Below are 6,344 nucleotides of genomic sequence, written 5' to 3'. Positions count from 1 at the left end.
CAGGCGAAGAAGGAGGCGTTGGAGGCGGCCGGCGTCAAGGTCGGCAAAACCCCCAGCGAAACCGCGCGCCTGACCCGCGAGCTGTTCTGACCGGCTCGCCCGCTGCCGCCGAGTAGACGGAGAAGGGCGGCGCGCCCACCGCGCCGCAGACGGGTCGGCCCCGCCATCCCCACCGGTGGCGGGGCCGACCCGTTCCTCGTTCCCCGGGCACCCGCCGACCGGGGCGGCGGCCTCGGCCGCGCACGGCCGGTCCGCTCGCGACAGGCGCGCAGAAGCGCGCCCGCGCCCGGAGGCGCGAAGCGCCGCTGCCGGCGCGGGGCGTTGCGATGGGGCCCGGCGCTGCTCGCACGAGGCCGGGAGGGCCGACGGTCTCGGCGACCATGGCGTGGTTGAAGTCGCGCAGCCCGTCGGTGTCCCGGGCGTAGGCGGTGAGCAGGCGCGCTGCAGGCGCTCGGGTCCGCGTTCGGCGACCGTCCCGGCCAGGGGTCGGCCTTTTGCGTTCGAGTTCACCGAGGAGTCCGCACAGGCAGGCGGTGGCTCGGCGGCGCGGGACTTCACGCGAGGAAGCGGTAGGCGAACCGGGCGAGGAAGTCGGGTAATCCTCAAGGTTCGAGGCTGGAGCGGGTCCCCACGGCTACCTGCCGTGCGCGACAGCAGCCCCGCAAGCTGTCGTTGCACTCCTAGCACACGCGCCCTGGGTGCGGGGGTGCGACACGCCCGGCGGGGAGGGGCGCGGATCGGGGCGGGGCTGGCAGCATGGGTCGGGTGAGCGCGCCCGCACGTCCTTCCCCGAACCGCGGCGGTGACCGCCCCCGCCGCGGGTCCTCCGGCACGGGCGGCGGCTCCGGCGGCGCGGGCGGGGGCCTCTTCGCGGGCGACCAGATCCGCCCCCTCTACGCGGCCGGCGGACTGGCGGCGGCCGCGTCCGCCGGCATCGGGCTCGCCGTGCTGATGACTCTCACCGTCGCAGGCTGGGTCGCCGCGCCGCACGGCACGTTCGGCGAGGACATCGGCGAGGTGCTGGTCACGGCGGTTCAGGCGTGGCTGGTGGGCCACCACGTGGGGTTCGCCATCCCCGGCGGCGACGTGGCGATGCTTCCGCTGGGCCTGGTCGTTCTACCGGGCCTGCTGCTGTACCGCGCGGGCCGCCGGCTGGCGCGCACCTGCGAGCTGCCGCGGCTTCGCCACCTGTTCCGGGCGGCGCTGGCCATCGCCGGGCCGTACGCGGCGATCGCGGGAACGCTCGCGCTGATCGGCCAGACCGAGGCGGTCAGCCCCAGCATGGTGCAGGCGCTCATCGCCGGGTTCGTCCTGGCCTTCGTCGCCGGCGGCGCCGGTGTGCTGTTCCAGTTGCTGCGCGACAAGGGCATCGCCAAGCGCCGCTTGTTGGAGCTGATGCCCGACCGCCCGCGGTCGCTGCTGGTGGGCACGGTCAGCGCCACCGGGACCCTGCTCGCCACCGGCGCGCTGCTGTTCGTCGTCGGGCTCGCCGCCGGTTTCGGCGACGCGGTCTCCACCACCCGCGACCTGGGGCCCGGCGTGGTCGGCGGCGTACTGCTGCTGCTCATCCAACTGCTGTACGTGCCCAACGCCGTCGTATTCGGCCTGGCCTACGCCGTCGGCCCCGGGTTCGCGGTGGGCGCGGGCACGATCGTCGCGCCGACCGGTGTCTCCGTGGGCGCGCTGCCGGTGTTCCCCATGCTCGCGGCGCTGCCCGACGACGGGCCCGCGCCGGTGCTGTCGCTTGCTGCGCTGGCTGTGCCGTTCGCGGCCGGCGGTCTGGGAGGTGTGCTGACCCAGCGCAGCGCGCCCGCTGTGGTCAGCGAGTCGGCCCCGTTGTGGGGCTTCGTCTGCGGCGTGACCACGGGGCTGGCGTGCGCCGCCCTGTCCGTGGCTGCGGGCGGGCCGCTGGGCGCCGAACGGCTGGCGGACGTGGGGCCCTCGGCCTGGCAGGTCGGACTGATCACGGCGCTGGAGGTCGGGCTCGCGGCGGCCATCACCGCCTGGGTGGCCAACTGGCGCTACTACCGGCGCTACGCCGCGGAGCCGGCGCCCGCCGATGCGGATGAGGCCGAGCCCGAAGCCGCGCCCGCCGGCGACGAGGCCGTCCAGCGCAAGCGCCGGTCCGGAGCGGCCCGCACCGCTGCGCCCCGGCACCAGGACGGGGACCGGTCGGCGGTGCCGCGGCGCCGCCGCGTGCGTGCGGCTGTTTCCGCGCTGCCCCGGCCGCGCCTGCCCCGCCGCCGCGCCGCGGAGGAGGACGACGGCGAGGACTTCTACGGGATCACCTACGAGGCCGGCGGTGAGGTGCCCGGCGCTCGGGAGGGCGGTGACACCACCGGCGGGGATGCGGCGCGCGGCCCCGGCGCCCCGGACCGGCACCGCGGCCCGGACCGGGTGTGATGTCCCGGCACGTTGGCCGCAGTAGTACAGCGACCCCTCGAACACCGGTCGGCTAGGCCCCCACCTCGGGAAGCTGCTCCATCGGGACGCCGGTCTTCTCCGAGACCGCCTTGCGGAACTCCTGGTCGCACTGCTCCTGGGAACTGTGGGTCAGCGCCCGCGCGGAGCAGGCCGAGTAGGCCTGGTACTGGTCCCAGACCAGCGCGTATCCGATGATCATCAACCCCGAGAGCGTCACGCCGACCCAGCCCATGACCATGCTCAGCAGCGCGCCCGGCGCCGTCGCGTTCTTCTCGCGGGCCGCGCGGCGCGCCCGCCGGCCCTGGAAGATGCCCAACGCGGAGAGCACGATGCCGTAGGGCGGCAGGACCAGCCCGGCCGCGGAGAGGAGGAGTCCCCACAGCCCGCCTCGTTCGACGGTGGGTTGCTGCCCGTCGCTGCGCGGCTGGGGCTGGTCATCGCTCACAGAGGCTCCTCGCGGACTGTGCCTGGCGGCGGTCGGTCTCAGACGGGTCCGGCCTCGGTCGGCGCCGGTGCACTACCGGGCGCCCGCCCCGACGGGGTCCCGTGGAGTAGACGCTACCTGGCGAGATAGGCTGACAGCGCGGGCGGGGGAGCCGTGCATACGTCGGCTGCCGTCTGCGGAGTGCTGCGCCCGCTCGCGGACGCCCGCATACCCGCAGGCCGGGCGGACCCGCCGACGCGCGGCGAGCCCGGGCAGGGGCGCTCCCGCACCGTATCCCCATGAGGAGGAAGCACTCTGTCGGCGCGAGTTGTCGTTCTCATCTCAGGCGCGGGAAGCAACATGGCCGCATTGCTGGACGCCGCGGCCGATCCCTCCTACGGCGCCGCGATCGTGGCGGTGGGCGCGGACCGCCGCGAGGCCGTGGGCCTGGTCCGGGCGCACGAAGCGGGCGTCGACACCTTCACCGTGCCCTTCGCCGACTACGGCGACCGCGGCGACTGGAACGCCGCGCTCAGCGAGCGGCTGGACGCCTGCCGGCCCGACCTGGTGGTCTCGGCGGGCTTCATGCGCATTCTCGGCGCCGAGGTGCTGGAGCGGCACACGGTCGTCAACGTCCACCCGGCGCTGCTGCCGGCCTTCCCCGGCGCCCACGCGGTCCGCGACGCCCTCGCCTACGGCGTCAAGATCACCGGCGCCACCGTGCACGTCGTCGACTCCGGCGTCGACACCGGCCCGGTGATCGAGCAGTCCGCCGTGCGGGTGGAGCCCGGGGACGACGCCGCGTCGCTGCACGAGCGCATCCAGGCGGTCGAGCGGCGCATGCTCGTCGACGTGGTCGGCCGCCTGGCGCGCGAGGGCTGGACCGTTTCGGGCCGGCACGTGCGCCTGGGCGGCACCGGCGCGCAGCAGTCACCGTCAACCGCATACGTCGCAGAGGAGAACCGGTGAGCCAGCAGGCCATTCGGCGCGCTTTGATCAGCGTCTACGACAAGACCGGACTGGAAGAGCTGGCCTACGGGCTCGCCGAGGCCGGGGTGGAGATCGTGTCCACCGGCTCCACGGCGGCGCGGCTGGCCGAGGTGGACGTGCCCGTGACAGCGGTCGAGGACGTCACCGGGTTTCCCGAGGTGCTGGACGGCAGGGTCAAGACGCTGCATCCGCGGGTGCACGCGGGGCTGCTGGCCGACCGGTCCAACGCCGCGCACCGCGCGACGCTGGAGGAGCTGGACATCGGCACCTTCGACCTGCTGGTCTCCAACCTCTACCCGTTCCAGGAGACGGTGTCGGCGGGCGCGTCCCTCGGCGAGTGCATCGAGAAGATCGACATCGGCGGCCCGGCGATGATCCGCGCCGCCGGTAAGAACCACAGCTCCGTCGCGGTGGTAGTCGACCCCTCCCGCTACGACGAGGTCATCGAGGCCGTTCAGGCGGGCGGCTTCGACCTGGAGCAGCGCAAGCGGCTGGCCGCGCAGGCGTTCGCGCACACGGCCGCCTACGACGCCGCGGTCTCCAGCTGGTTCGCCACGGCCTACGCGCCCGACGAGGTCGCGGCCGAGACCGGCTGGCCCGACTTCTACGCCTCCGTGGGCTACCGCTGCACCACCCTGCGCTACGGCGAGAACCCGCACCAGCGGGCGGCGCTGTACCGGGGCGAGGGCGACGGCGGGCCGGGGCTGGCGGGCGCCGAGCAGCTGCACGGCAAGGAGATGTCGTACAACAACTACGTCGACGCCGACGCCGCGCTGCGCGCCGCCCACGACTTCGCCGATCCGTGCGCGGCGGTCATCAAGCACGCCAACCCCTGCGGCATCGCGGTGGGCGCCGACATCGCCGAGGCCCATCGCAAGGCGCACGCCTGCGACCCGACGTCGGCGTTCGGCGGGGTCATCGCCACCAACCGGCCGGTGAGCGTGGCGCTGGCCGAGCAGGTGGCCGAAATCTTCACCGAGGTGCTGGTGGCTCCGGAGTACGAGCCCGGCGCGGTCGAGATCCTTACACGCAAGAAGAACATCCGGCTGCTGGTCGTCACGCCGCCGGACCGGGCGGCCCGCTCCGAGGAGCGCCCGATCAGCGGCGGCAGCCTGCGGCAGTCGGTCGACCTGGTCGACGCGCCCGGCGACGACCCCGCCTCCTGGCAGCTGATGGCGGGGCCGGCGGCCGACGCGGCGGTGCTGGCCGACCTGGCGTTCGCCTGGCGTGCGGCGCGCGCGGTGAAGTCCAACGCGATCCTGCTGGCGGCCGACCGCGCGACCGTGGGCGTGGGCATGGGCCAGGTGAACCGCGTCGACGCCGCGCGTCTTGCGGTGGAGCGGGCCGGCGACCGGGTGAGCGGCTCCGTGGCGGCCAGCGACGCGTTCTTCCCCTTCCCCGACGGCCTGGAGGTGCTGACGGGGGCCGGTGTGCGGGCGGTCGTCCAGCCGGGCGGCTCGGTGCGCGACGAGGCCGTGGTGGCCGCGGCCGAGGCGGCGGGCATCACGATGTACGCGACCGGGACCCGGCACTTCTACCACTGATCATCGGGCGGGCGGCGCGAGCCGGCGCGCCCGGGGGACGCACCCAGGGAAGGGACGAGACGCAGATGAGCGCAGAGATTCTCGACGGCAAGGCCACCGCAGCGGCGATCCGGGCGGAGCTGGTGGACCGGGTGGCCGCCCTGCGCGCCAAGGGGGTCGTGCCCGGGCTGGGCACGGTCCTGGTCGGCGACGACCCCGGCAGCCGCTCCTACGTGGGCGGCAAGCACCGCGACTGCGCCGAGGTCGGCATCGAAAGCATCCGCCGCGACCTCCCCGCCGAGGCCACCCAGCAGCAGGTGGAGGGCGTGGTCGCCGACCTCAACGCCGACCCCGCCTGCACGGGCTACATCGTGCAGCTGCCGCTGCCGCGCGGGCTGGACGAGAACCGCGTGCTGGGCATGATCGACCCGGGCAAGGACGCCGACGGCCTCCAGCCGGTCAACCTGGGCAAGCTCGTGCTGATGGAGGAGGCTCCGCTGCCGTGCACCCCGCGCGGGATCGTCGAGCTGCTGACGCGCTACGACGTGCCGCTCAAGGGCGCCGAGGTCGTCGTGGTGGGCCGCGGTGTGACCGTGGGCCGGCCGCTGGGGCTGCTGCTGACGCGCCGGAGCGAGAACGCGACGGTGACCCTGTGCCACACCGGAACACGCGATTTGGCCGAGCACACGCGCCGTGCCGACATCGTCGTCGCCGGTGCGGGTGTTCCCGGGATCATCACCGGGGACATGGTCAAGCCCGGCGCGGCGGTGCTGGACGTGGGTGTCACCCGCACGGACGACGGGCTGCGCGGCGACGTGGCGCAGGACGTGCGCGAGGTGGCGGGCTGCGTATCGCCCAACCCGGGCGGCGTGGGTCCGATGACCCGCGCGATGCTGTTGGTGAACGTGGTGGAGGCCGCCGAGCGCCTGGCGGGCTAGCCGGCCGCGGGGCGGCTTGAGGGCGTGCCGCACCGCCGGGGCCGG

5 protein-coding genes are annotated in these 6,344 nt (G+C 74.7%); 4 read left to right on the top strand and 1 reads right to left on the bottom strand.

Annotated features, from left to right (window positions below; all coding sequences use genetic code 11):
• Positions 1-756 precede the first annotated feature (756 nt).
• A complete protein-coding gene (locus tag ABEA15_RS23945; RefSeq protein ID WP_425579442.1) occupies positions 757-2,403 on the top strand; it encodes a cell division protein PerM in 1,647 nt (548 codons plus the stop codon).
• 52 nt (positions 2,404-2,455) lie between these two features.
• Here ABEA15_RS23945 and ABEA15_RS23940 read toward each other — a convergent pair whose 3' ends face one another.
• The gene (locus ABEA15_RS23940; RefSeq protein ID WP_344144610.1) at positions 2,456-2,869 is read right to left on the bottom strand and encodes a DUF4190 domain-containing protein; all 414 of its coding nucleotides are present in this window, start codon (positions 2,867-2,869) and stop codon (positions 2,456-2,458) included.
• Between the two features lie 294 nt (positions 2,870-3,163).
• Here ABEA15_RS23940 and purN point away from each other — a divergent pair, with 294 nt between their 5' ends.
• From purN to ABEA15_RS23925, 3 genes are all read left to right on the top strand, one after another.
• Positions 3,164-3,817: a phosphoribosylglycinamide formyltransferase gene (gene purN / locus ABEA15_RS23935; RefSeq protein WP_344144646.1), complete on the top strand. Its 654-nt coding sequence runs from the start codon at positions 3,164-3,166 to the stop codon at positions 3,815-3,817.
• A complete protein-coding gene (gene purH, locus ABEA15_RS23930) occupies positions 3,814-5,382 on the top strand; it encodes a bifunctional phosphoribosylaminoimidazolecarboxamide formyltransferase/IMP cyclohydrolase (RefSeq protein ID WP_344144608.1) in 1,569 nt (522 codons plus the stop codon). Before purN ends, purH begins: the two co-directional genes overlap by 4 nt.
• A gap of 65 nt (positions 5,383-5,447) precedes the next feature.
• Positions 5,448-6,299 (top strand): bifunctional methylenetetrahydrofolate dehydrogenase/methenyltetrahydrofolate cyclohydrolase, encoded by an 852-nt coding sequence (locus ABEA15_RS23925; protein WP_345559239.1) that lies wholly within the window; start codon positions 5,448-5,450, stop codon positions 6,297-6,299.
• The last annotated feature ends 45 nt before the right edge of the window (positions 6,300-6,344 follow it).

It is taken from the genome of Streptomonospora halophila, from assembly GCF_039542725.1.
In the GTDB taxonomy this organism is placed as follows: domain Bacteria; phylum Actinomycetota; class Actinomycetes; order Streptosporangiales; family Streptosporangiaceae; genus Streptomonospora; species Streptomonospora halophila.
This window is presented reverse-complemented; position numbering and strand designations above follow the sequence as displayed.

Bases quoted from the DNA above. Each gene is read 5' to 3' on its own strand.
- ABEA15_RS23925 (WP_345559239.1), top strand. From the start codon at position 5,448: ATGAGCGCAGAGATTCTCGACGGCAAGGCCACCGCAGCGGCGATCCGG.
- ABEA15_RS23945 (WP_425579442.1), top strand. From the start codon at position 757: ATGGGTCGGGTGAGCGCGCCCGCACGTCCTTCCCCGAACCGCGGCGGT.